Origin of the sequence: Myxococcus sp. AM010, assembly GCF_013372585.1 — a bacterium.
In the GTDB taxonomy this organism is placed as follows: domain Bacteria; phylum Myxococcota; class Myxococcia; order Myxococcales; family Myxococcaceae; genus Myxococcus; species Myxococcus vastator.
Genome location: NZ_JABXEO010000014.1, coordinates 26,152 through 48,301 on the forward strand (window position 1 = coordinate 26,152; position 22,150 = coordinate 48,301).

At 71.0% G+C, this 22,150-nt stretch carries 15 protein-coding genes; 5 read left to right on the top strand and 10 right to left on the bottom strand.

Annotation, left to right across the window (positions count from 1 at the left end; translation table 11 throughout):
* The first annotated feature begins 86 nt into the window (after window positions 1-86).
* Complete coding sequence (locus HV826_RS09975; RefSeq protein ID WP_176416768.1) at window positions 87-1,586, top strand: serine/threonine-protein kinase; 1,500 nt, start codon at window positions 87-89, stop codon at window positions 1,584-1,586.
* Window positions 1,587-1,629: 43 nt separating this feature from the next.
* Here HV826_RS09975 and HV826_RS09980 read toward each other — a convergent pair whose 3' ends face one another.
* On the bottom strand, window positions 1,630-2,166 hold the full coding sequence (locus HV826_RS09980; protein WP_176416769.1) for an FHA domain-containing protein: 537 nt from the start codon (window positions 2,164-2,166) through the stop codon (window positions 1,630-1,632).
* 184 nt (window positions 2,167-2,350) lie between these two features.
* On the opposite strand from HV826_RS09980, the gene HV826_RS09985 reads away from it, so the two are divergent.
* A complete protein-coding gene (locus HV826_RS09985; RefSeq protein ID WP_176416770.1) occupies window positions 2,351-3,775 on the top strand; it encodes an esterase family protein in 1,425 nt (474 codons plus the stop codon).
* Window positions 3,776-3,782: 7 nt separating this feature from the next.
* On the opposite strand, the gene HV826_RS09990 is transcribed toward HV826_RS09985, so the two are convergent.
* Entirely contained in the window at window positions 3,783-4,634 is an 852-nt protein-coding gene (locus HV826_RS09990) for a RimK family alpha-L-glutamate ligase (protein WP_176416771.1), read from the bottom strand.
* A 294-nt stretch (window positions 4,635-4,928) separates the two neighbouring features.
* Between HV826_RS09990 and HV826_RS09995 the strand changes: the two genes are divergently transcribed.
* Together HV826_RS09995 and HV826_RS10000 are read left to right on the top strand one after the other, a co-directional pair.
* Window positions 4,929-9,425: an amidohydrolase family protein gene (locus HV826_RS09995; protein WP_176416772.1), complete on the top strand. Its 4,497-nt coding sequence runs from the start codon at window positions 4,929-4,931 to the stop codon at window positions 9,423-9,425.
* Between the two features lie 254 nt (window positions 9,426-9,679).
* On the top strand, window positions 9,680-10,000 hold the full coding sequence (locus HV826_RS10000) for a hypothetical protein (RefSeq protein ID WP_176416773.1): 321 nt from the start codon (window positions 9,680-9,682) through the stop codon (window positions 9,998-10,000).
* Between the two features lie 144 nt (window positions 10,001-10,144).
* On the opposite strand, the gene HV826_RS10005 is transcribed toward HV826_RS10000, so the two are convergent.
* The 4 genes from HV826_RS10005 to HV826_RS10020 form a co-directional block, all read right to left on the bottom strand.
* Window positions 10,145-10,786 (bottom strand): TetR/AcrR family transcriptional regulator, encoded by a 642-nt coding sequence (locus HV826_RS10005; protein WP_176416774.1) that lies wholly within the window; start codon window positions 10,784-10,786, stop codon window positions 10,145-10,147.
* Between the two features lie 18 nt (window positions 10,787-10,804).
* Window positions 10,805-12,205 (bottom strand): metallophosphoesterase, encoded by a 1,401-nt coding sequence (locus HV826_RS10010; RefSeq protein ID WP_176416775.1) that lies wholly within the window; start codon window positions 12,203-12,205, stop codon window positions 10,805-10,807.
* Between the two features lie 205 nt (window positions 12,206-12,410).
* Entirely contained in the window at window positions 12,411-13,130 is a 720-nt protein-coding gene (locus HV826_RS10015) for a double-CXXCG motif protein (RefSeq protein ID WP_176416776.1), read from the bottom strand.
* Window positions 13,131-13,134: 4 nt separating this feature from the next.
* Window positions 13,135-13,806, bottom strand: coding sequence for a TIGR02269 family lipoprotein (locus HV826_RS10020; protein WP_176416777.1), 672 nt, complete (start codon window positions 13,804-13,806; stop codon window positions 13,135-13,137).
* 380 nt (window positions 13,807-14,186) lie between these two features.
* Here HV826_RS10020 and HV826_RS10025 point away from each other — a divergent pair, with 380 nt between their 5' ends.
* Entirely contained in the window at window positions 14,187-18,563 is a 4,377-nt protein-coding gene (locus HV826_RS10025) for a chromosome condensation regulator RCC1 (RefSeq protein ID WP_255217140.1), read from the top strand.
* A 207-nt stretch (window positions 18,564-18,770) separates the two neighbouring features.
* Here HV826_RS10025 and HV826_RS10030 read toward each other — a convergent pair whose 3' ends face one another.
* The 4 genes from HV826_RS10030 to HV826_RS10045 form a co-directional block, all read right to left on the bottom strand.
* A complete protein-coding gene (locus HV826_RS10030) occupies window positions 18,771-19,364 on the bottom strand; it encodes a hypothetical protein (protein ID WP_176416779.1) in 594 nt (197 codons plus the stop codon).
* A gap of 141 nt (window positions 19,365-19,505) precedes the next feature.
* Window positions 19,506-20,591, bottom strand: a complete 1,086-nt coding sequence (locus HV826_RS10035) for an alpha/beta hydrolase-fold protein (protein WP_176416780.1) — start codon at window positions 20,589-20,591, stop codon at window positions 19,506-19,508.
* Between the two features lie 9 nt (window positions 20,592-20,600).
* Window positions 20,601-21,506, bottom strand: coding sequence for a TIGR01777 family oxidoreductase (locus tag HV826_RS10040; RefSeq protein WP_176416781.1), 906 nt, complete (start codon window positions 21,504-21,506; stop codon window positions 20,601-20,603).
* Complete coding sequence (locus HV826_RS10045; RefSeq protein WP_176416782.1) at window positions 21,503-22,066, bottom strand: peroxiredoxin; 564 nt, start codon at window positions 22,064-22,066, stop codon at window positions 21,503-21,505. Before HV826_RS10045 ends, HV826_RS10040 begins: the two co-directional genes overlap by 4 nt.
* Window positions 22,067-22,150: the final 84 nt, after the last annotated feature.

Here is a 22,150-nt window from a genome sequence, read left to right on the forward strand (position 1 = left end):
TCGGTGCGTGGGGAGGGCGTCCCTGGGAAGACAGAGCGCGGATCAAGGGTTGCTGTTTGCCCCGGACATGGAAATTTCTTCTCACCATGGGCTCCGATGACGCCTTCATGCAGACCGTGCAGTCCCGTGCCGAGGCCACCGTGAGTGACGCGGGGCCCCGAGCCAGTGACGAGCTCCAGGAGGGCTCCACGCTGGGGAACTACCAGTTGGAGCAGCTCCTGGGCGAAGGGTCCATGGGCCGGGTGTTCCAGGCGCGGCACGCGCGGCTGGGGCGGCAGGTGGCGCTGAAGGTGCTGCGGCCGGAGCACGCGCGGGACGGCGGCTTCGTGCGGCGCTTCTTCCAGGAGGCCCGCACCGTCAATCAAATCAACCACGAGCACATCGTGGAGATTTTCGACTTCGTCGACGAGAGCGCGACGGGCGGGCACGTCTACTGCGTGATGGAGCTGCTGCGCGGGCAGAGCCTGAGCTCGCTGGCGCAGGCGGAGCCGCTGACGCTGGCGCGCATCCAGCGCTTCGTGGTGCAGGTGTGCGCGGCGCTCGGCGCGGCCCACCTGGTGGGCGTGGTGCACCGGGACGTGAAGCCGGACAACCTCTTCGTCATCCACCGCGCGGGCCAGCCGGACTTCGTGAAGGTGTTGGACTTCGGCGTGGCGAAGCTGCTCACCGTCGAGGGGAGCACCACCGGGACGCTGGACGGCACCATCATCGGGACGCCCGCGTACATGGCGCCGGAGCAGGCCGCGGGCTTGCCGGTGGATGCGCGCTCCGACATCTACGCGGTGGGCAACATCCTCTACGAGCTCATCTCCGGCAAGCCGCCCTTCCAGGCGCCGGCCTTCGGTCACCTGGTGGTGCAGATCATCACCCAGCCGCCGCCGCCGCTGCCCTCACACCTGCCGTCCGGCGAGCCCGTGCCGCCGCAGCTGGCGGAGCTGGTGATGCGCTGCCTGGCCAAGGAGCCCGAGGCCCGGCCGCAGAGCCTGGCGGAGGTGACGACGGCGCTCCTCCTGCTGCCCGCGTCCGCCCAGGCGCCGACGCCCGCGGAGCTGGCGCTGGAGGCCTCCGAGCGGCCCACGCACAAGCTGCGCGTGGCGGTGACGGGGCGCTGGCGCCGCCGGGCGGCGGTGACGGTGGGCACGGCGGCGTTGGGGGTGGTGGCCGCGGTGGTCACCTGGTCCGGCATGCAGCCAGCGCCCGCCCCCGCCGAGGCCCCGGTGGCCGGCGTCATGGGCCGGCCCGTCGCCGAAGCCCCGGCCGCGCCCGCCGCCGCGCCGCGGCTGCTTCCGCCCGTCACGCTCACGGTGCGCTCCTTCCCGGAGGGCGCGCAGGTGCTGCGTCTGGACACGGGCGAGCTGCTGGGCGTGACGCCGCTGGTGAAGCAGGTGTCCGGTGAGTCCGCGCCGCTGCGCCTGCGCGTGGAGCTGGCCGGCTATGCCCCGCTGGAGCGGATGGTGGAGCTGGACAAGCACGCCGAGCTGGAGGTGCCGCTGGTGAAGGCGCTGCCTTCGCCCCGGCAGCAGCCCGCGGCGGGGACGCAGCGCGTGACGGGCAACAAGCGCCGCGCGCGCCCTGTCACGCAGTAGGTGCCGCGGTGGCCCCGCCCTGGGTGGCGGGGCCCGTGTCCGCTCAGCGCGGCGCGGCCGTCTGGGCGAGCACCTGGGCGGCGATGCGGCCAATGCGCTCGTTGAAGTCCTCCGCCTCGTGGAAGGTGAGGCGCACGTCCCCCACGTTCAGCGGTACGCCGGGCTGGAGCACGGTGGGCTGCTCCGGCTCCAGGGCCGTGCCGCCCAGCGTCACCGGCCGGGAGGCGGCCACGCGCGTCACCGTCCAGCGTCCTTCCAGGGTGGGGGACAGGTGGAGCTGCTCGCGCGACACGGTGGCGTCATTGACGACCAGCGCGTTGTTCGAGGCCCGGCCCAGCCGCAGCGGACTTCCGTCCGTGTGGCCCACCAGCTCGAAGCACAGTGCGTCACCCGCGGGCAGGCAGTCCCGCAGGTCCGTCAGCGGCAGCCGCGTGGCGGCCACGTTGCCCTCCACCACTTCGGGGACATTCCACGCGCCCGCCTCCCACACCAGCCACGGGTGTGGGTACTTGGCGCGAAACTTCTCCTTGAGAGCCATGTGCTGCCTCACGAGCAGCGAGAGCAGCAGAGCGCGAGCCATGCGGGTTGAATAGCCTTCCTCCCCCGTCGCGGCCCGAGAACGTGCGCGCGGGGGGCCATGGGATGTCAACGAATGGCCAGATGCCGGGTGGGATGCCCCACTCGCGCACGGGCCGACCCCTGTAGTACACCCGCGACCGCCTCCTGTCCCCGGACAAGGCCTCCCCTGCCTCCTGGAAGATTCGATGCGTCGCCTGCTCGCTGCCGTGTTCTGCGCCGCCGCCGTGCTGGTGGCTTGTGAAGACGACTCCCCACCGGCCCCCACGCCGCCGCCTCCCTCCACGGAGACGTACCCGGACGCCGGCACGCGCCCGGACGCGGGCACCCAGGAGCCCTGGGCCTGCCAGCGGAGCACGACGGTGCACAACGCGCCCATGACGCTGCTCACCCGGCTGCAGTTGGAGATGAGCCGCGCCACGTCCTCCGCGCAGCGCACGGAGGCCATCGACCGCTTCGTGGCGGAGGTGGAGGAGCAGGGCGGCAGGCCCCTGGTGAGTGACGCCAGGGCGGGCCGTCCCCGCGTGGCCTTCTTCGTGCGGGGCGAGGCTGGCCGGGACACCTTCGTCGCTGGTGACTTCAACGGCTGGTCCGCCACGGCCACGCCCCTGGTGCAGGTGCGGGACACCGACTTGTACGTGGCGGAGGTGGAGGTGCCGCGCACCGGTCCGCAGCCGTACAAGCTGGTGAAGGACGGTGACTTCATCGCGGACCCGGGCGCGCGCCACGTCGCGTGGGACAACCTCAACCGGTACGACGTGGGGCAGTTCAACTCGCTCGTCTACCCGGGGCTCCAGGACGCCACGAAGGGCCGGCTCACCGCGTGGTACGGCGTGCCCGCCACGGTGCTGGGGGATGCGCGCGACGTCTTCGTCTACACGCCGGCGGCGTATGACGGACCAGAGTGCCCGGCCCTGCCGGTGATGTACCTCCATGACGGCAATGAGAGCCTGACGCGCGAGTCCTTCGCGGAGGCGGCGGACGCGCACTACGCGGCGCGGCCGGCGGACGCGGCGGTGCTCGTCTTCGTGGCGCTGCCGGACCAGTCCGTGCGCCTGGCGCAGTACACCTTCCCGCCCGCGCGCGCCCCCGGCTGGCCCACGCCGCGCGGGGATGACTACCTCGCCTTCCTCCGCGATGACTTGATGCCGCGCGTGGAGGCGGCCTGGCGCGTGAAGACGGGGCCTCAGGAGACGGGCATCGCCGGTGCGTCGCTGGGCGGCCTCATCTCCGTGTACGCGGGCTTCCAGATGCCGGAGGAGTTCGGCTTCGTGGGCACCCAGTCCGGCACGCTGTTCTGGCCTCACGACGGCGAGGTGGACCGCGACGACGGCAACGCGATGGTGGTCCGCGCGGGCCAGGAGCCGGTGGTGCCGGTGCGCTTCTACGTGGACCACGGCTCGCCGGTGGCGGGGTGCACGCGGGACGGCGAGGCGGGTGGGGACGACTGCCAGTCCAACCTGCAGCTCGTGGAGGCGCTGCGCGGTCGCGGCTACGCCGTGGCCCACTGGAACGAGCCCGGCGCCGAGCACGACTGGTTCTTCTGGAAGCGCCGCCTGCCGAAGCTGCTGTGCAGCTTCCGCAACGAGGACCCGGCGGTGTGCGGCCTGTAGTCCGGCCTCACAGCTTCGCGACGATGGCGCGGGCCAGCCGGTCCGCGGCCCCCGCGTCGAGCGACAGGAACAGGCGCGGCTCGGTGGCCTCCAACTCTTGCAGCCGGGACTGGCCCGCGTTGTCGGTGGCCACGTCCACGCGGGCGTAGAGCAGGGGGCGGCCCACCGCCTCCAGCACGGACTCCGCCAGCCTCAGCTCGGCCGCGTCCTCGGGCGTGAAGGCGGTGGGCTCGGAGAAGCCGCGCGGCGCGTCCAGCAGCGTGGGCGGCCGGCGCACCGCGTGGCTGAAGGCGCCGTCGAAGAAGACGTAGCTGCGCTCGCCCTCCGTTTCGAAGGCGGTGAGGTAGGGCTGCACCATGACGTCGCCCTCGCGGGTCAGCTCCAGCAGTCGGGTGGTGGCGGCGTGGGCCTCCGCGCGCGGGAAGATGTGTGTCTTGAGCGCTCCCGCGGACACGGCGGGCTTGAGCACCACCGCGTCCCAGCCGTGCCTGCTCGCCAGCTCGCCCACGTCCAGCGTGTCGCCCTGCCGCGCCCAGGTGGTGGGCGTCACCAACACGCCCTTCTCCTCCAGCTCGCGCAGGTAGTGCTTGTGCGTGTTCCAGCGCAGCACGGGCGCGGGATTGTGGAGCTGCGTGAGGCGGCCCACCTTGTCCGCCCAGGCGACGAAGGCGTCGCGGCGCAGGTGGCTGTCCCACGTGTTGCGCACCAGGGCCAGCCGCACCGTGCGCCAGTCCATGGCCGGGTCATCCCAGACGACGGGCCGGGCATCCACGCCCAGCGCCGCGAGCGCGGGCAGCAGTGACGCGTCGAACGCGTCGAGTCGAGGCAAGCCTTCGAAGGTGAGGACAGCGACGTCCATGACGCGGACTCCCGATGTTGAAACCTGCCGCGGCTTGTAGCGCGCGCGGCGCCTGCGCGCAGGGCTCTCGCGGTGCGTCAAAGTGGGGTGCGGGCCAGGCCGACAGGTAGGCACTGAACGTCCCGCACTTGAGGTGAGGCGGGCGGCGTACTCCACGGCACATTCGCGGGCGCGGACGCTCGGGAACTGGACCTGTGCGGTCAGGTGTCGCTGAAATGTTTCAAGGGGTACGCTCTTCGCGTGCCAAGGACCTGTCACCTTCCCTCCGGCCGGCTCCGCCGGGAGACCCACGAGATGCGAATGTCCCCACGTTTATTACTGGCCGCGCTAGGCGCGGTCCTCCTCTTTCACGCCGGATGTGGCGGCGACGAGCCTGGCTGTGAGGGTGCGAGCTGCACGCAAGCCGTCTGCGGCAACAACGTCGTGGAGCAGGGCGAGCAGTGCGACGACGGCAACAAGGTGGACGGCGACGGCTGTGAGTCCAACTGTACGCCGACGCCCCCGCCGGCCGCGGTATGTGGCAACGGCAAGCTGGAGGGCGAAGAGGTCTGTGACGACGGCAACACGGTGGACGGTGATGGCTGTCAGGCGAACTGCGCGCTGACGCTGACCCAGTGCCCCGCGGCCAACGCGCCCGCGCTCCCCGACGGCGCCACCTGCGCGGTGACGCAGGCCGGCACCGCCGCGCGCCTCTTCACGGGCGTGGTGCTGAAGGAGGGCGAGACGCTGGTGGGCGGCCAGGTGCTGGTGGACGCGCAGGGCGTCATCCAGTGCGCCGCCTGTGACTGCTCCGCCGCGGCGGGCGCCGCCGAGGCCACGCAGGTGTCCTGCCCCGGGGGCGTCATCTCTCCGGGCCTCGTGAACCCGCACGAGCACATCACCTATCCGATGGAGCCGTTCGTCGGCACCGAGGAGCGCTACGAGCACCGCCACGAGTGGCGCACCGGCCGCAACGGCCACACGCGCATCAACAGCCCCGCGGCCAGCGCCGCGGACAACGTCCGCTGGGGCGAGCTGCGCCAGATGATGGCGGGCGCCACCACCATGGCGGGCGCGGGCGGCCAGGCCGGCCTGCTGCGCAACGTGGACGTGAACAACACCGCCCTCCAGGAAGGCCTGGGCGAAGGCGTGGTGGACTCCGACACCTTCCCGCTGGGTGACACCAGCGGCAACCTGATTGCTTCGGGCTGTGACTACGGTTCGAGGCCGACGACGGCCTCGCTGCCGCGCTCGGCCGCGTACCTGCCGCACGTCTCCGAGGGCATCTCCACCGCGGCGCTCAACGAGTTCCTCTGCCTTTCCACGGGCCCGAACAACGTGATGCAGCCGCGCACCGCCGTCATCCACGGCATCGGCCTGACGGCGAAGGAGATTCGCCTCATGGCGGAGAACGGCACCGGCCTCATCTGGTCGCCCCGCTCGAACATCTCGCTGTACGGCGACACGGCCATGGTGTCGACCTACAAGAACCAGGGGGTCACCATCGCGCTGGGCACCGACTGGCTGCGCTCCGGCTCCATGAACCTGCTGCGCGAGCTGCAGTGCGCGGACTACCTCAACAGCACGCACTACGCGCGGACCTTCAGCGACGAGGACCTGTGGCGCATGGTGACGTCGAACGCGTCGGACCTGGTGGACACGTTCGAGAAGACGGGCCGCATCGCCGAGGGCAAGGCGGCCGACCTGGCCATCTTCCAGCTGCGCACCTTCGCGGCTTCGCCGCACCGCGCGGTCATCACCGCGAACCCCGAGCACGTGGTGCTCACCATGCGCGGCGGCAAGCCGCTCTACGGAGACCAGGCGCTGATGGCCGGGCTCCGCGGCGCGGACGCTTGCGACACGCTGGACGTGTGCGGCAGCTCGAAGGAAGTGTGCCTCCAGTCGGAGATTGGCAAGGACCTGGCGGCGCTGACGTCGGGGGCCACGCACAAGTACCCGCTGTTCGCGTGTGAGACGCCGGAGAACGAGCCGGTGTGCGCGCCCCGCCGCGCCTCGCTGGACTCGCGCTGGCCGGCCAGCGTGAACAACTCCACCAGCTACACGGGCGAGGTTCGCGCCGCGGACCCGGACGGCGACGGCCTGGTGGGCGCCGCCGACAACTGCCCCAACATCTTCAACCCCATCCGCCCCATGGACAACGGCAAGCAGGCGGACTCGGACGGTGATGGGATTGGCGACGCGTGCGACCCCTGCCCGCTGGAGGAGGGCAACGCCTGCACGTCGTTCACCGTGGGCGACGATGACCACGATGGCATCGTGACGTGGCAGGACAACTGCCCGTTCGTGGCCAACCCGGACCAGGCGGACGCGGACAGCGACGGCAAGGGTGACGCGTGTGATGCGTGCTCCAGCGTCCCGAACCCGGGCGACCTGGGCTGCCCCGCCACCATCCACGAGCTGAAGACGCCCGTGGACGGCAACCTGCCGCTGGTGGGCCGGCCGGTGTCCATCTCCGACGTCGTCGTCACCGCCGTGGTGAAGGGCGGCGCGAGCTCCCTGGGCTACTGGGTGCAGACGCATCCGCTGCCCTCGGGCACGAGCGTGGATAACTCCGGTCTCTACGTGTACGCGCCCAAGGGTGACCTCGCGGTGGGTGACCGCATCGACATCCACACGGGCGTGCTGACCCTCTACTTCGGCCTGCCCGAGCTGACCGAGGTCAAGTACGTCAAGCGCAGCTCCGGCAACGAGGTGCCCGCGCCGGTGGTGGTGACGACGGCGGACATCCGCACCGGTGGCCCGCGCGCCGCCGCGCTGGAAGGCGTGCTCGTGGAGGTCCGCGACGTGGCGGTCAACACGGCGGTGGACGAGTTCGGCCAGTTCCTGGTGAACGAGGCCGGTGACGCCGGTCAGCCGGGCCTGATGGTTGACGACCAGGCCTATGCCTACGCGGTGCCTGCCATTGGCACGCGCTTCGGCGCGCTGCGCGGCGTGCTGACGTACAACTTCAACGACTCCAAGCTGGTGCCGCGCTTCCAGGCGGACATGCCGCTGCCGCCGCCGTCGCTGACGGGCTTCGGTCCGGACGGCTACGTGCGTCTGGGTGGCACGGGGCCGGTGAGCACCTTCCCGCAGGCGCTGACGGTGACGCTGTCCTCCGCCTACGCGGAGGCGCTCGACATCACCATCACCTCCTCCGACGAGAACGCGCTGAGCGTGCCGGACGGCCGCATCACCATCCCCGCGGGGCAGACGTCCGCGACGGTGCAGGTGGTGCCGGTGGCGCCCGCGCAGAGCGTGACGCTGACGGCCACGCTGGGTGGCTCCTCGCAGACGGCCACCGTTCGGGTGCTGGGTGCCGACGAGCAGCCCGAGGTGGTGGGCGTCACCCCGGGTGACGTGACGATGGTGCCCGGCGGCGAGGTGGTCTTCACCGTGCAGTTGGACCGTCCGGCGCCCGCCAACACCACCGTGGCGCTGAGCATGGAGCCGGCGACGGGCTTTGGCGCCTTCGTTCCGGCGGACGGCGTGCTCACCGTGGCGGAGAACGCCACGGAGGCGGTGTTCTCCTTCATCGCGGACCCGGCGGCCACGGCCACCGCGCCCGGCACGGTGACGGCGACCCTCGGCGCGAGCAGCGGGAGCGCCACCGTGACGCTGGACCAGGATGCGCCGCGGCTGACGGCCCTGTCGCCGTCCTCGGCGGTGACGATTCCGGCGGGCGGGACGCAGACGTTCACCCTGACGGTGGACCGTTCGGCCGCGCAGGACACCGTCGTGGAGCTGGCGGTGGTGCCGGGTGCGGGCGTGCCGAACTACGGCACGGTGCCGGCCACCGTGACGATTCCGGCGGGCGCCACGGAGGTGACGTTCACCTTCACGGCGGACGCGCAGGGCGAGGGCACGGGCACGGTGTACGCCATGCTGTATGGCATCACCCAGGCCACCGAGCTCACGGTGCTTCCGCCTCCGCCCACGCTCAGCGCGCTGTCACCGTCCACCGCGGCGGTGCTGACGGGCCGGACGTTCACCTTCACGGTGACGCTGGACCGCCCGGCGCAGACGGACGAGTCGGACGTGGCGCTGACGCTGGAGCCGGCGACGGGTGTCGGGTCCATTCCGGCCTCGGTCCGGGTTGCCCGGGATGCGACGACGGCGACCTTCACCTTCACGGCGGACGAGGTCTCCAGCCCCGCGCAGGCGCTGCTCACGGCGAGCTTCGGCGGGGTGGACCAGACCGCGCAGGTGTCCGTCATCCTGGCCGCGGAAGGCGGGCTGGTCATCAACGAGGTGGACTACGACATGGTCGGCGCGGGTGACTCGCAGGAGTTCGTGGAGATCTACAACAACTCCTCTACGCCCGCGTCGCTGAGCAGCGTGTTCCTGGTGTTCGTCAACGGCAACAACATGACGAGCTACCAGAAGATTGCCCTGGCGGAGGTCAACGGCGGCGTCCTGGGGCCTCGGGAGTATCTGGTCGTGGGCGCTGCCTCCGTCGTCGATCCGCTCGCGGGGCGTGCTGGCGTGCACACGCTGCAGCGGGGGACCACCGACTTCATCCAGAACGGTGCGCCGGACGCGGTGGCCCTGTACGACGAGGCCACGGATGCGTTGATTGACTCCCTCTCCTATGAGGGGCACGTGGTGGACGCCTCCATCGCCGGGACGGACACGAAGTTCGACCTGCGTGAGGGTGACGCGGACACGGCGACCCTGGCGGACAGCAACACCGCTCAGGGGTCGCTGTGCCGGGACGCGGACTCGACCGACACGGACGTGAACATGGCGGACTTCGCCTTCACCACGACCGTCACCCCTGGCGCGGCGAACGTCATCACGGCGCTGCCGTAGCCGTCAGGTGACTGGGGGGCGGGGCTGAAGCGCGAGCCCTGTCCCCGTGAGGTCCAGAACGGGCGGAACCCTGACATGGGGTTCCGCCCGTTTGATTTTCAGCGGCGCCAGGGGTTGTAGGTAATGCCAATGATTATGTGAAGAGCTGCCTTGCTCTCGGGCGTGTCCCGATTGAACTGGCTTGGTTTGACCGGACGCTCTCCTGTGTGTGTTTAAATCTCGGCTCTGGGCTCGTTGAACCAGGAGGGAGGGACATGGGGACGCGACATGGCGCACGGGAACACCCCGACATTCAAGGTCTCATCGTCTGTGCGCGAAAGGTGGCGGAAGTCATCGGCTCTCCGGACGTGTCGGACGCCGAGTTGTCCAGGTTCATCGAGTCGATTCTGTATGGAGAAAAGGAAGCTTGGGTGTGTGCGGGCATGGGGCTCATCACCAGGGAGGAGACTGCGAACTTGTTGCTGGCCCACTTGGAGACGTGGTTGATGGACCGGACCAACAAGGGCTTTCCGGAGCAAGGGGCGTGGGACCTCGAAGTCTTCAGGCCCGCGTTGGAAGAGGCCTTGTTTGGGTGAACGAGGAAGCTTCCAATCGCATCATCAAGGTCCGGTTCCCGCAGGCGACGGATTTCCCTGGCGGGGCTTGGGTGGGGCGGTGGCGCATTGAGACCCGGGCGGATGTCGTCTGGGGGCGTTTCCTGATGGGGGCGGCCGAGGCGTTTACCCAGTGGTGGAGGGGGGCGCGATTCCAGCCGTCATCAGCAAGCTCAGCGCTGCCACAGGCAGGTCAAAGGCCATGGAGGCCCGGAAGAGGTTCTGGTGCACGAGCACTCCCAGGAATCCACCAAGCAGGCTGTGCGCCGCGTGGAGTGCATCCACATCCTGTCGGAATTCTCCCGTCTCCTGCCCGTGGCGGATGATGTCCTCCAAAGTCGTCGCGTAGAACGCGAGCTTGTCGCGGATGGCCTCCGCCACCTGGTCATTCGAATCAGCCGCTTCCGCTGCGAGCATCGCGAAGAAGATGCCGTATTCGCGGTGCTCGCGCAGGAGCCGGTGCGCCCGCTCGGATATCGCCTGGAACTGCGCTTGTGCCGGCAGATCGCGGTAGTCGCCGAGCAGTTGGAACTCGTGGACGCAGCGCTGGTGCAGTTCTTCAATCGCAGCCAGCAGCAGGTCTTCCTTGGTGGGGAAGTGCCAGTACAGCGCTCCAGGGGTCATCCGGATGGCGCGGGATAAGTCCGCCATGGTCGTGGCGAGAAATCCCCGGCGCGCGAAGAGGTGGATAGCCGCTTCCAGAATCTCCGTGCGCGTGCGCGCGGCACGCTCTTGTTTCAGCTCTCGCTGGGCAGGTTCCCTGGCCATACCCGGCGAATCTATGCATCACGCCAACAGTGTCACCCGGACAATCTCCGGCGGCGCTCCGACGCGCAGCGGCGGACCCCAGAAGCCTGTTCCCCGGCTGACATACAGATTCCGGTCCCCCTCGCTGAACAAGCCCGCGTCGTGCTCCCAGATGGCGGAGACCGCCAGCGTGAATGGGAAGAACTGACCCCCATGCGTGTGTCCGGAGAGCTGCAAGCCCATTCCCTCTTGCGCCGCGACCTTCCAGTTCGACGGCTGGTGCGCGAGCAGCACCGAGGCCCGCTCGGAATCCCGGCCCGCCGTCGCCGCCGCCAGGTCATAGCCCTGCGAGAATCCCATCTTGCCCGCCGACCAGTCGTCCACGCCCACCAGGTCGAAGGACGCGGCCGTGTCGCCAATGCGCACGTGGCGGTTGCGCAGCACCTGCACCTCCATGCGCTCCAGCGCCTCCGCCCAGGCCGCGTCGCTCCAGTAGTACTCGTGGTTTCCCGTGACGAAGTAGGTGCCGTGGCGTGACTTCAGCTCGGACAGCGCCGACACCGCTGGGGCCAGCGACGCGACGTGGCCATCCACCAGGTCTCCGGTGATGCACACCAGGTCCGGGCGTAGCGCGTTGCAGCGGCGCACCAACTCGTCCATGAAGCGGCGCCGGATGACGGGGCCCACGTGGATGTCGCTCAAGTGGACGATGCTGAAGCCATCCAGCGCCTTGGGCAGCCCCGGCAGCTTCACCGCCACCTCGTTCACTACCGGCGGGTGGAAGGCGCTCCACATCCCGAAGCCCGTCACGCCGCCCGCGGCCAGCACCGCTCCGCCGGCTGTCGCCCGAGCAAGGAAGCGTCGACGCTCCACATCCACCGGGGCTGAGGACGCGGAAGTGGCGCCGACGGGCCCCTCCGCCATGGCCACCGGCGCGGCTTCGGTGCGCGTCGCCGCCGCGCCGTGTCCACGGGTCGCCATGGCCTCTTGAGCCACCGAGATAGACTCCGTGCCAGTCGCTGCCAGCGTGCCGCCAGCTTGCGCCGAGCCACCCACCGCGTGCGCCTGGAACACCGGGTCCGCGGTGCCGACGACCCGCGACTCAACCACCGCCGGCTCGCCGCGCGAGCGCTGTATCCGCGCCGTCACCTTGCGCACCGTGCCCAACACTCCGAGCGCGAGCAGCAGGTAGATGGCCATGCCCATCCACGTCCACACCGCCGTGGCCACGGCGAAGGTGGAGTCCATGGGAAGGAAGCGCGTCACGGACCACGACAGCACCAGCAGTGTGCCTAGCACCGTCATGACGCCCATGCCCACGCGCCGCCACGCGCGGTGTTCCGACGTGGCCGCGAAGAGGCGCCGGTACAGATAGACGTGGACGGCGACCGTGGCGGGGGCGGTGACGAGGGCGAAGAGGACGAAGCGCGCAGTGACCATGCAGTGCGCCATCCTGCTCCGTGCGCGACGCGCTGCAACGCAAGCCGCGTGAAGAAATGTGAACGCCTCGTACACGGACATCGCATCAATCCGCGCGGGACGTTCGCGGCTGGGGCAATCGCGACCCGAACTCACGTCGCATGCGCTTGCGGCATGCAGCCCATGGCGCTCGGAGTCCGATGACCATCAACACTCCAGCGCCGCCCTATCGCGTCGGCAGTTCGCGGAATGTGATGCCATCCAGATTCAGGCGGCGCACGGCGTCCACGAAGCGCTCCGTGCCGATGACCATCGTGGCGAAGTTGCTCACCCGGAACAGGTCCAGCTCCGGGGGGAGGGATGCCGTGTCCAGGATGGGCTCGTCGGGCCTTCTGAACGCATGTCGGCCGCAGGTAGGGCACGGTGGCGGCACGTCCAGAGGGACGCAAGCTGGGTGCAAGCGCCCACGGGGCTGTACCTGAAGCTCCAACAGTTCCGGTGGACGCTTCTGACGGAATCGCAGGGCTGTCGGGCAAGGATGGATGCCCCGTAGCTCCTCGGCCTGGAGCCGTTCCACCGCCTCTCGGTGAACAAGTAGCACATCGATTATCCAGGCAAACGCAGGGAGCTTTCCGAAGGCGGTTCCAACCAACGGGCCGAAGCCCGTACCGGGTGGAAGTTGCGAATCCGGAGCCACCAGAGGCCGCACCAACTCGCGCAGGCGTACAAACTCCGGGAAGGGCTCGGGTCGAGCCTTCTCGAACGCGCGGTGCTCTGGCAGTTGTGACAGGTCAACGGACGGGAGGTAGTGCCCGGCCCCGCTCCATGTAGCGCCGCATGCGGAGCAGCTCGCGCCGGGCAGCCCCCATTTGTGTGAGCCGTGGGCCTCCCCGCCGTATGTGTCCGCGACCGCCCTGTCTTCCCGCATCCAGAAAAATCGATTCATGGGCTCACGCTCCGGGCCGGGAATAGTACGGCTGGATGGGGCCACCGATGAGCTGGAAACGGTGGATGAGCTCCCCCGCGTGCTTGTAAATCTCGACAGGCGCAGCCAATGGGTTGTCCGCCTTGAAGTCGCGCCAGGCTTGATTCCACCGACCACCTCGCCCCCCCACGTTGTGAATCCGTTGATGAACGTCACGCGGAATGGGCATGGTGTAGTCGTGGATTTTGATGCCCTGGCGCTCAAACCACTCTCTGAGTTCCCTCTCTTGCGGGAAGATGTGGTGCTTTTCCCAGCGTCCGGGCGTGAGCTGACGTGAAGGGGGGATGACCCGCGCGGGGGCGCCGTTCCAGTGGGGGAACGTCATGACGGCGCCACGCGGGAGATTCCGCGCGCCGCCCCAGTTCCTCCGGGGGCCACTACCGGGCGCCGCCGCAGCCGCTGGCGGACGCGAGGGCGGGAAACGCGCAAGCTCAATCTCCCCTGGCGTGTCCTCGCAGCGGTAGAAGCCGCAGGCGTCATCCAGGCACAGGAGGGTGACGCACGAGTCTTCCCGAGGGTCGTCGCACTCCACCTCGGCCGCTTCCCATGCCTGCTGGATGGGAGGCCTGCTGACGGTGGAACAGCCCAGCCAGGACACGGCGAACAGTGCAATTCCCAAAGCGAGGTAGGCTTGCATAGGCGGCAAGGCCTACCATTCCGGCCTGTCATGGCGAGCGGTGCGGCAGCCCCCTGCCTTGGCGCCCATCCCGCGCGCCATCCTGACCCGTGCACGACGCGCTGCAACGCAATCCGGCGTGAAGAAATGTGAACGACTCGTACACGGACATCGCATCAATCCGCGCGGGACGTTTGCAGCTGGGGCAAACGCGACCCGAACCCACGCCGCATGCGCTCGCGGCAGGCAGCCAGGAGAGCGCCTGAGCCGTTCTCGCGATACAAGTAACAGCGTGTTGGCCGTATACACCGGCCTGCCCGCAAGCCACTGAAGGGTCGCCGCGCGTGTGACGGCGAACCGCCTGGCTGACGCGAATGCACCACCTCCTCGAGGAGACCCCCATGCCCCCTGACCTGATGGCGGGAACACGCCGCCTGTTGACGTGCCTGTTGAGCGCCTTGCTGATGGTTGGCTGCGAGCCCTCGGGGGAGCTCGCCACGCCGGAGCCTCCACACGCCGCGCGCGCCCAGCGAGTGGTCGTCGCGGCCCCGCTGATGCGCATCGCCGCGGGTGCCCAGCACTCGCTGTATCTGTCACCCGAGGGCGACGTGTGGGCCTGGGGCGGCAATGGCTCCGGCCAGCTTGGCGGGGCGGCGCTGTCCCTCCAGGGGCTGGCGCCGGTGCGGCTGGCGGCGCTGGAGGACATCGTGTCGGTGGTGTCCGGAGCTGCCCACTCGCTCGCGCTGGACGCGGATGGCACGGTGTGGACATGGGGCAGCAACAGCTCCGGGCAGCTCGGGGACGGCACCACCACCGACCGCGCGACGCCGATGCAGGTGGCTGGCCTTGCCAGCGTAGTGGCGGTGGCCGCCGGAGACTTCCACTCGCTGGCGCTGCGTGAAGACGGCACGGTGTGGGCGTGGGGGACGAACTTCCACGGACAGCTCGGCCGGGGGCACACGCAGCCGGGGCTCACGCCCGAGCAGGTCCCCGGGCTGAAGGGCGCGGTCGCGCTCGCCGCGGGCTTCGACTTCACCCTGGCCGTGCTCGAGGACGGCACGGTGCGCGCGTGGGGCTCCAACGGCTCCGGCCAGCTGGGCGACGGCACCTTCACCCCGCGCCTGTCTCCCGTGAAGGTCTCCCAGCTCAATGGCATCACCGCGGTGGCGGCGGGCACCTACCACGCGCTGGCGCTGGGCAAGGCCGGCGGCGTGTGGGCGTGGGGCAGCAATGCCTCCGGGCAGCTCGGTGATGGCACGTGGAATGACCGCGCCGTGCCCATGCAGGTGCCGGGGCTCGAGCGGGTGAAGGCCGTGGCCTCCATGGACTCGGATTCGCTGGCGCTGCTCGAAGCGGGGACCGTGTTCGCGTGGGGGGCCAATGGCTCCGGCCAGCTGGGCAATGGAGACACCACCGACCGCGCCACGCCGGGGCAGGTGTCGGGGCTGAACGCGGTGGCCTCGGTGGTGGGCGGCGCGCAGCACGCGCTGGCCCTGCGAAAGGACGGCACGCTCTGGGCCTGGGGCGGCGGCCCCTCGGGCCAGCTGGGCCACGGCGGCTCCGAGCGCCACGTGGTGCCCGCGTCGGTGATGCGCCTGGCGGGCGTGACGTCGGTGGCGACGGGCAGCTTCCACTCCCTGGCCGCGCTGGGGGACGGCTCCGTCTGGGCCTGGGGCCGCAACTCCTACGGACAGCTCGGTGATGGCAGCACCGCCGAGCGCCACGCCGCGGTGCGCGTGGAGGGGCTCGGCAGCGTCCGCGGCGTCGCCTCGGCCGCCCACCATTCGCTCGCCGTGGGCATGGATGGGACACTCTGGGCCTGGGGGCGCAACGCCGCCGGGCAGCTGGGAGATGGCACCACCCACGACCGCGCCCGGCCCGTCGCGGTGTCGGGTCTGACGTCGGTGACGGCGGTGGCCGCGGGCGGCAGCCATGTCCTGGCGCTGCGCAGCGACGGCAGCGTATGGGCCTGGGGCTACAACGCGCTGGGACAGCTGGGCGACGGCACGACGGCGGACCGGTTGACGCCGGTGCGCGTGTCGGGGCTCGGCACGGTGGTGGCGGTGGCCGCCGGCTCGTACTTCTCCATGGCCCTGCAGTCCGACGGCACGGTGTGGACGTGGGGCGAGGGCTTCGAGGGACAGCTGGGAGATGGCGGCGGCGTGCAGCGGCTGCGACCGGTGCGCGTGGAGGGACTGACGAACGTCACCCGCGTGGCGGCGGGCTCCGCGCATGCGCTGGCCGTGCGGAGCGACGGCACGGTGTGGGCATGGGGCGACAATGGTGAAGGGCAGCTCGGGGACGGCTCCTGGGCGGACCGCTTCCGCCCCATGCAGGTGCCGGGGCTGCAGGGCATCACCGCCGTCAGCGGTGGCCGCTCCCACTCCATGGCGCTGCAAGGTGACGGCACGGTGCGGGCGTGGGGCTCCAACGGCTATGGCCAGCTCGGGGACGGGACGCTCACCTCGCGCGTGCGGCCCGCCCTCATCCCTGGCCTGACGGGCATCCAGGCGCTTCATCCCAGTCACCTGCACGTGCTCGCGCTGCACTCGGACGGGACGTTGCGCGGGTGGGGCTACAACCGCTTCGGCCAGCTGGGCCTGGGCGCCGCGGGTTGGAGCGCCGTGCCGGTGCAGGTGCGTGGCATTGGCCGCGTGGACCGGCTGTCCGTTGGCCGCGCGCACACGTTGATGGTGCGCGCCGATGGCATGGTGATGGCCTGGGGCGAGAATGGCTCGGGACAGCTGGGCGACGGCACCACCACCCACCGCGCGGCGCCCGTGCCCGTGCGCGGCGTTCCCTGTGTCCGCTCCGTCGCCAGCGGTGTGCGGCACTCGCTGGCGCTCGCGTGTGACGGCACCGTCTGGGCCTGGGGCGCGAACAGCCGGGGGCAGCTGGGGGATGGCACCACCGCCCCGCGCGTGACGCCGGGGCTGGTGGAGGGGCTTCAAGGCGTGGTGGCGCTGGCGGCGGGTGGAGACGCGTCGGTGGCGCTGCGCGCGGATGGCTCCGTGTGGAGCTGGGGCGGCAACGCCAGTGGCCAGCTGGGGGACGGCACCGTCATGGACCGCGCGCTGCCGACCCAGCTCAAGCACCTCTCCAACGTGGTGGCCGTGGCGCTGGGCGAGACGCACGCCCTGGCGGTGGGCGAGGACGGCGCGCCATGGGCCTGGGGCGCGAATGGCTCGGGCCAGCTGGGAGAGGGGGGCACCGAGCCGAGCCTGACGCCGGTGCGCGTGAAGGGGCTGGAGCGTGTGGCGTCCGTGGCGGCCGGGCGCGCCTTCTCGGTGGCGGTGCGTGACGACGGCACCGCGTGGGCCTGGGGCACGAACCCGTCCGGCCAGCTGGGCGACGGCACCAACCACACGCGGAGCGTGCCCAGCCAGGTGGCCGTCGTGAAGGGCATCCGCGCCATGTCCGCGGGGGCCCACCACGTGGTGGCGCTGAGCGCCGACGGCACGGTGTGGACGTGGGGCGACAACACGCTGGGGCAGCTGGGCAATGGTTCGTCCTCGCCGACGTGGATGTGGCCCCAGCAGGTGCCGGAGCTGCGGGGCGTGGAGGCGGTGGCCGCGGGAGAGCAGTACTCCGTGGCCGTGCTGCTGGACGGCACCGCCCGCGCCTGGGGCAGCAATGAGTACGGTCAGCTCGGAGATGGGGAGACGGGCCCGCGCCTGACGCCCATGGTGGTGAAGATCGAGGGGCCGAAAATCCGCCCGCCCGTGCGCACCGTGCGCGCCTGGGAGCAGCACGCGGTGGCGCTGATGTCGGACGGCACCGTGCAGGCGTGGGGTGGCAACGCGTTCGGCCAGCTGGGGGACGGCACCACCGAGCGCCGCGCCGCGCCCCTGGAGGTGCAGGGCCTGTCGAGCGTGGTGGCCGTGTCCTCGGGCGCCTGGCACTCGCTGGCGCTGCGCAGTGATGGCACCGTCTGGGCGTGGGGCGCCAATGGCTTCGGCCAGCTCGGGGACGGCACGTCCACTTCGCGCACGAGGCCGGTGCAGGTGGCCGGGCTGGAGAACGTGGTGGCCATTGGCTCGGGGGGCTACCACGCGCTGGCGGTGCGCTCGGACGGCTCGGTGTGGACGTGGGGCTACAACGTGTTCGGCCAACTGGGCGACGGCACCACCGCGGAGTCGCGCGCCCTGCCAGGCCGGGTGGAGGGGCTGGGGGGCGTGGTGGCCGTGGCGGGCGGAGACCACTACTCGCTGGCGCTGCACTCGGACGGCACCCTGTCCGCGTGGGGCAACAACGCGTCGGGCCAGTTGGGAGACGCCACCGGCACGACAAGCTATTCGCGCTGGGTGGTGAAGGGCGTGGACGGCGTGGTGGCCGTGCGCGCGGGCGCGGCGCACACGGTGGCGCTGCGGGGCGACGGCACCGTGTGGACGTGGGGCGACAACGCGTTCGGCCAGCTGGGCGACGGCGACGGCGGCACGCCGTCTCGCTTCGTGCCCCGGCCGGTGCCGAACCTGTCCTCGGTGTCCGCCGTGGGCGCGGGGGCGCGCCACGCGTTCGCCGTGGGGGCCAAGGGCACGGTGTGGACGTGGGGGCGCAACTCGCACGGCCAGCTGGGGCTGGGGGACAACGCGAACCGGACGGAGCCCCTGCGCGTGCGGGAGCTGGCGGACGTCACCGTGGTGTCGGGCGGGGCGGACTTCTCCCTGGCCATGAAGCGCGACGGCACGGTGCTGAGCTGGGGCTCCAGCCTCCACGGCGCGCTGGGCCTGGGGACCGCGGGACAGCGCTCGTCACCCGGGCAGGTCGCGCTGCCCTGAGCCGGGCGCGAGCGCGCGTCCGTCAGAAGGTGCGGCGGGCGGTCCGCAGCCGCACCCGGTACTTCCTGGCCGGGCGCGCCCTGAGCCGGGCCCGGTACGTGCCATGTGCGCGCCGGGCCGGGCGGGAGCGTCTGCTGATGGTCTTCCTGCGACCCGCGCCGGGGGTGCGTCGACGAGGAGCTTTCATGGGTGCATCCGGCTCGTGCGCTACGGCTTCTCCGTGAGGGGGCGGGAGGGCGTCAGCTCAGAGCCAATCTGCCGCCACTCCTGCGCGTAGGCGCCGCGAGCGAAGGCGCGCAGGTCGTCGGACGTCACCGTGCCCCGCGCCATGGCGGTCCCCAGCGCGCGCACGACGGCGCTGCGGTGCGGCTGCTCGACGTAGGGATTGCCCTCGCGGAACACCTCGCCGAAGAGCGACTCCAGGCGGCCGTCCTCCTTCAAGCGCTCGACGATGCGGGCCTGCGAGGCGGGCTCGTTCGCGTGCGCGTGCAGCATGGCGGAGGCGAGCCCGCCCTGGGCGTCCGCCTGGTCGGGAAACTCGGAGAGCAGCTCCAGCTCCGCGTCGGCGCCCGCGATGGCGGTGGCGTCAGGGGGCGGCGCCGCCACGCCGCGCTGGGTGGGGCGCCGGTCGGGCTCGAAGTCACTGCGGCCCTGGAACGTCTGCACCGTGCGGTGCGCCTGGACGCCCGTCGTCCCCTGGGTGGCGGCGCCGGAGGCCGGCCGCTGCTCCGGAGCGCTGGCGCGCTCAGGCGCCGTGCCCTTGGGCGAGGACGGACGGTTACCACCATCAATGCGAGACATGGGGGGCTCCAGGGATGGGGCCCGGCGCGGACAGAGCTCCGGGAATTCCCATGTAGGTTATCGGGCGCGGTGTGGCTCCAGTTGCGTCCCGCCCCTAACGTGCGTCCGCCGCGACCCCCTCGCACGGCGGGCGGGCCCGCGTCAGCGCCCGGAAAAGCGCAATGACTCCCGGCGCTTGGCGGGCCAGGGAGGGAAGTGGCGCTCCAGCCCGTGCACCAGGTCTTCCCGCCACGCCGGGTAGTTGTGCCCGCCGCTGTATTCCCGGAGTTCCACCTGATGCCCGGCTTCTGAGAGCACGGGAGTGATGCGGCGGTTGCCCGCCAGCAGGCCCTCGAAGCGGCCGCAGTCCAGCCAGACGTCCAGCGGGCGGCGGGGCGGGTGCCGCGCGAGGTCGAAGACGACGAAGTCATGGCCCTCCACCGCGAAGGCCCCGGACTGCGACAGCACCCGGCCGAAGACGTCCGGCATGCGCAGGCCGGTGTAGAGCGCCATCAACCCGCCCAGCGAGGCCCCCAGCACCGCGTGGGCGCCGGGGCTGCGCCGCTCGTCCACCAGCGACAGCTTCTGGCGCGCCAGCGGCAGCACCTTCCACTTCAGCAGCCCCACCGTGTATTCGCTGCAGGCGTACTCCGTGCTGCGCGTGTCGCCGCCGTTGCACACGAGCGCCAGGGCCACCGGACGCATGCGGCCTTCGGCCACCAGGGTGTCCACCAGCTCCGGCAGGCGCACGCGGCGCAGGTAGTCCTCGCCGTCGTACACCACCAGCAGCGGCGCCGGCGCGTCCGTGGGCGGCGCGTACAGGTACACCCGGCGCTGGCCCGGCAGGTCCACGTCCCCCGTGTCCACCACGTGCCGTGTGACGCGGCCCCGGGGCGCGCCGCGCGGGTGCCGGGCGGGCAGGGAAGAGCGGGCCCGGGGCATGTGGAACGAATGGTTGATGCCGCCAAGGCCGTTGTCGGAAGGGTGGCGGTTGAGCGGGTCCTCCACGCGCTGGCCGCGCGCGTCCTCCAGCGCGTATTCGACGTAGGCATCCGCGGGCAGCGTCAGCGTGCGAGCCCACAGCCCGGGCGCCACGCGCTTGAGGGGCAGCGGCTTGCCTCGCCAGTCCTGGAAGTCACCTTGGAGGCAGATGGGGCCCCGGCCACGCCACACGAAGGTGGCGGTGTCCGCTTCGATGACGGGCGTGCCCTCGGCGCGGGCCCGCGCCTCCAGTGTCTTCGCGTCCATCCACGCACCCTATGCCAGCAGGTCGCGCAGCGCGCCCTCCAACTCCGGGTAGCGGAACACGAAGCCGGCCTCATGCGCGCGCTGGGGCAGCACGCGCTGGCCCTCCAGCACCACCTTCGCCATCTCTCCCAGGGCCGCCTTGAGCATGAACGCCGGAACGCGCACCACGGACGGGCGGCCCAGCACGTGGCCCAGCATGTGCGCGAAGAAGGCGTTCGTCACCGGCGTGGGCGCGGTGGCGTTCACCACGCCCTCCACCTGGGGGTGGGCCAGCAGGAAGAGGAGCAAATCCCTGGCGTCGTCGCGGTGCACCCAGCTCACGAACTGCTCGCCGCTTCCCACCGGGCCGCCCGCGCCCACGCGGAAGGGGGGGAGCATCTTGTGGAGCGCGCCGCCGTCCGGGTGAAGCACCACGCCCATGCGCACCACCGCCGTGGTGATGCCGGACTCGCGCGCCTGCATCGCCTCCGCCTCCCAGTCCACGCACACGCGGGCCAGGAAGTCGTCACCCGGAGGGCTCTCCTCCGTCAGCGGGTCCGCCCCGCGCGTGCCGCCGTAGTAGCCAATGGCGGACGCCGACACGAACCGCCGCACCGTGCTCGCGCCCCGCATCGCCGCCACCACCGCGCGCGTGCCCAGCACCCGGCTGTCGTGGATGCGGTGCTTGCCTTCCTTCGTCCAGCGCTGCGCCACCGGCTCGCCCGCCAGGTGCACGACGGCCTCCGCGTCCGCCAGGGCCTCGGGCGGCAGCGGCGCGCCCGCGTTGAAGGCCGCCCCCGTCACCCCGGCGGGCAGGTGGGCCAGGGCGTGTTCAACGTTCCGGGCCAGGACGTGGACCTGGTGTCCACGCTCCAACAAACCTTGGACAAGCCCTGGACCCAGGAAGCCGCTCGCGCCGGTGACGGCCACCTTCACGGCGAGGGCTCCGAGGGCGCCGGGTCATTCAGGTCCACGCCCACCAGGCGGCTCAGGATGGCGAAGAAGGTCGTCAGCTCATCCGGCTTCATCCGGCCGGAGTGCCGGTAGACCAGGGCCCCCTCGGCGTCCAGCAGCACGATGTTGGAGGTTTTCACCGGCAGCTTCCACGGCGCCTTCCCCAGCGTTCCATCCATATCCACCAGGATAGGCACGCCCACCTTCTTCTCCTCGTCCCGGACGAAGGAGAGGGCAATCTGCCGGGCCGGAAAAAAGTCGAAATTCTGAAGGTTTGCGACCGCCAGCACCCAGGCCGCGTCCAGGATTCCGCGCTCCTTCCCCCGGGCGAACAGCTCCTTCTTCAGGGCCGAGTTGAGCTTGGTCGAGTCCTTGTCCTCGTAGAACAGAATGACCGGTTTCCCGCGCCACTTGGAAAGCCGGACCTCCTTTCCCGCGGAGGTGCGTAACGTCGCGTCCACCGGCTCCGTGGCAGGCGCCGCGCCCAGGGCGCTTCCCGCTGCCAGGGAGATGGAGAGCGCACCTGCGATCCACGCCTTCATGAGGGGACCTCTGTGTACAAGGTTATCGCAAACCTTAGACATACCCTTGACAAGCTCTGGACGCAAACGCTACCTCTAGGGAGC

Coding starts and splice junctions, on each gene's coding strand:
- HV826_RS09975 (WP_176416768.1), top strand. CDS start 87: ATGGGCTCCGATGACGCCTTCATGCAGACCGTGCAGTCCCGTGCCGAG.
- HV826_RS09980 (WP_176416769.1), bottom strand. CDS start 2,166: ATGGCTCGCGCTCTGCTGCTCTCGCTGCTCGTGAGGCAGCACATGGCT.
- HV826_RS09985 (WP_176416770.1), top strand. CDS start 2,351: ATGCGTCGCCTGCTCGCTGCCGTGTTCTGCGCCGCCGCCGTGCTGGTG.
- HV826_RS09990 (WP_176416771.1), bottom strand. CDS start 4,634: ATGGACGTCGCTGTCCTCACCTTCGAAGGCTTGCCTCGACTCGACGCG.
- HV826_RS09995 (WP_176416772.1), top strand. CDS start 4,929: ATGCGAATGTCCCCACGTTTATTACTGGCCGCGCTAGGCGCGGTCCTC.
- HV826_RS10000 (WP_176416773.1), top strand. CDS start 9,680: ATGGGGACGCGACATGGCGCACGGGAACACCCCGACATTCAAGGTCTC.
- HV826_RS10005 (WP_176416774.1), bottom strand. CDS start 10,786: ATGGCCAGGGAACCTGCCCAGCGAGAGCTGAAACAAGAGCGTGCCGCG.
- HV826_RS10010 (WP_176416775.1), bottom strand. CDS start 12,205: ATGGTCACTGCGCGCTTCGTCCTCTTCGCCCTCGTCACCGCCCCCGCC.
- HV826_RS10015 (WP_176416776.1), bottom strand. CDS start 13,130: ATGAATCGATTTTTCTGGATGCGGGAAGACAGGGCGGTCGCGGACACA.
- HV826_RS10020 (WP_176416777.1), bottom strand. CDS start 13,806: ATGCAAGCCTACCTCGCTTTGGGAATTGCACTGTTCGCCGTGTCCTGG.
- HV826_RS10025 (WP_255217140.1), top strand. CDS start 14,187: ATGCCCCCTGACCTGATGGCGGGAACACGCCGCCTGTTGACGTGCCTG.
- HV826_RS10030 (WP_176416779.1), bottom strand. CDS start 19,364: ATGTCTCGCATTGATGGTGGTAACCGTCCGTCCTCGCCCAAGGGCACG.
- HV826_RS10035 (WP_176416780.1), bottom strand. CDS start 20,591: ATGGACGCGAAGACACTGGAGGCGCGGGCCCGCGCCGAGGGCACGCCC.
- HV826_RS10045 (WP_176416782.1), bottom strand. CDS start 22,066: ATGAAGGCGTGGATCGCAGGTGCGCTCTCCATCTCCCTGGCAGCGGGA.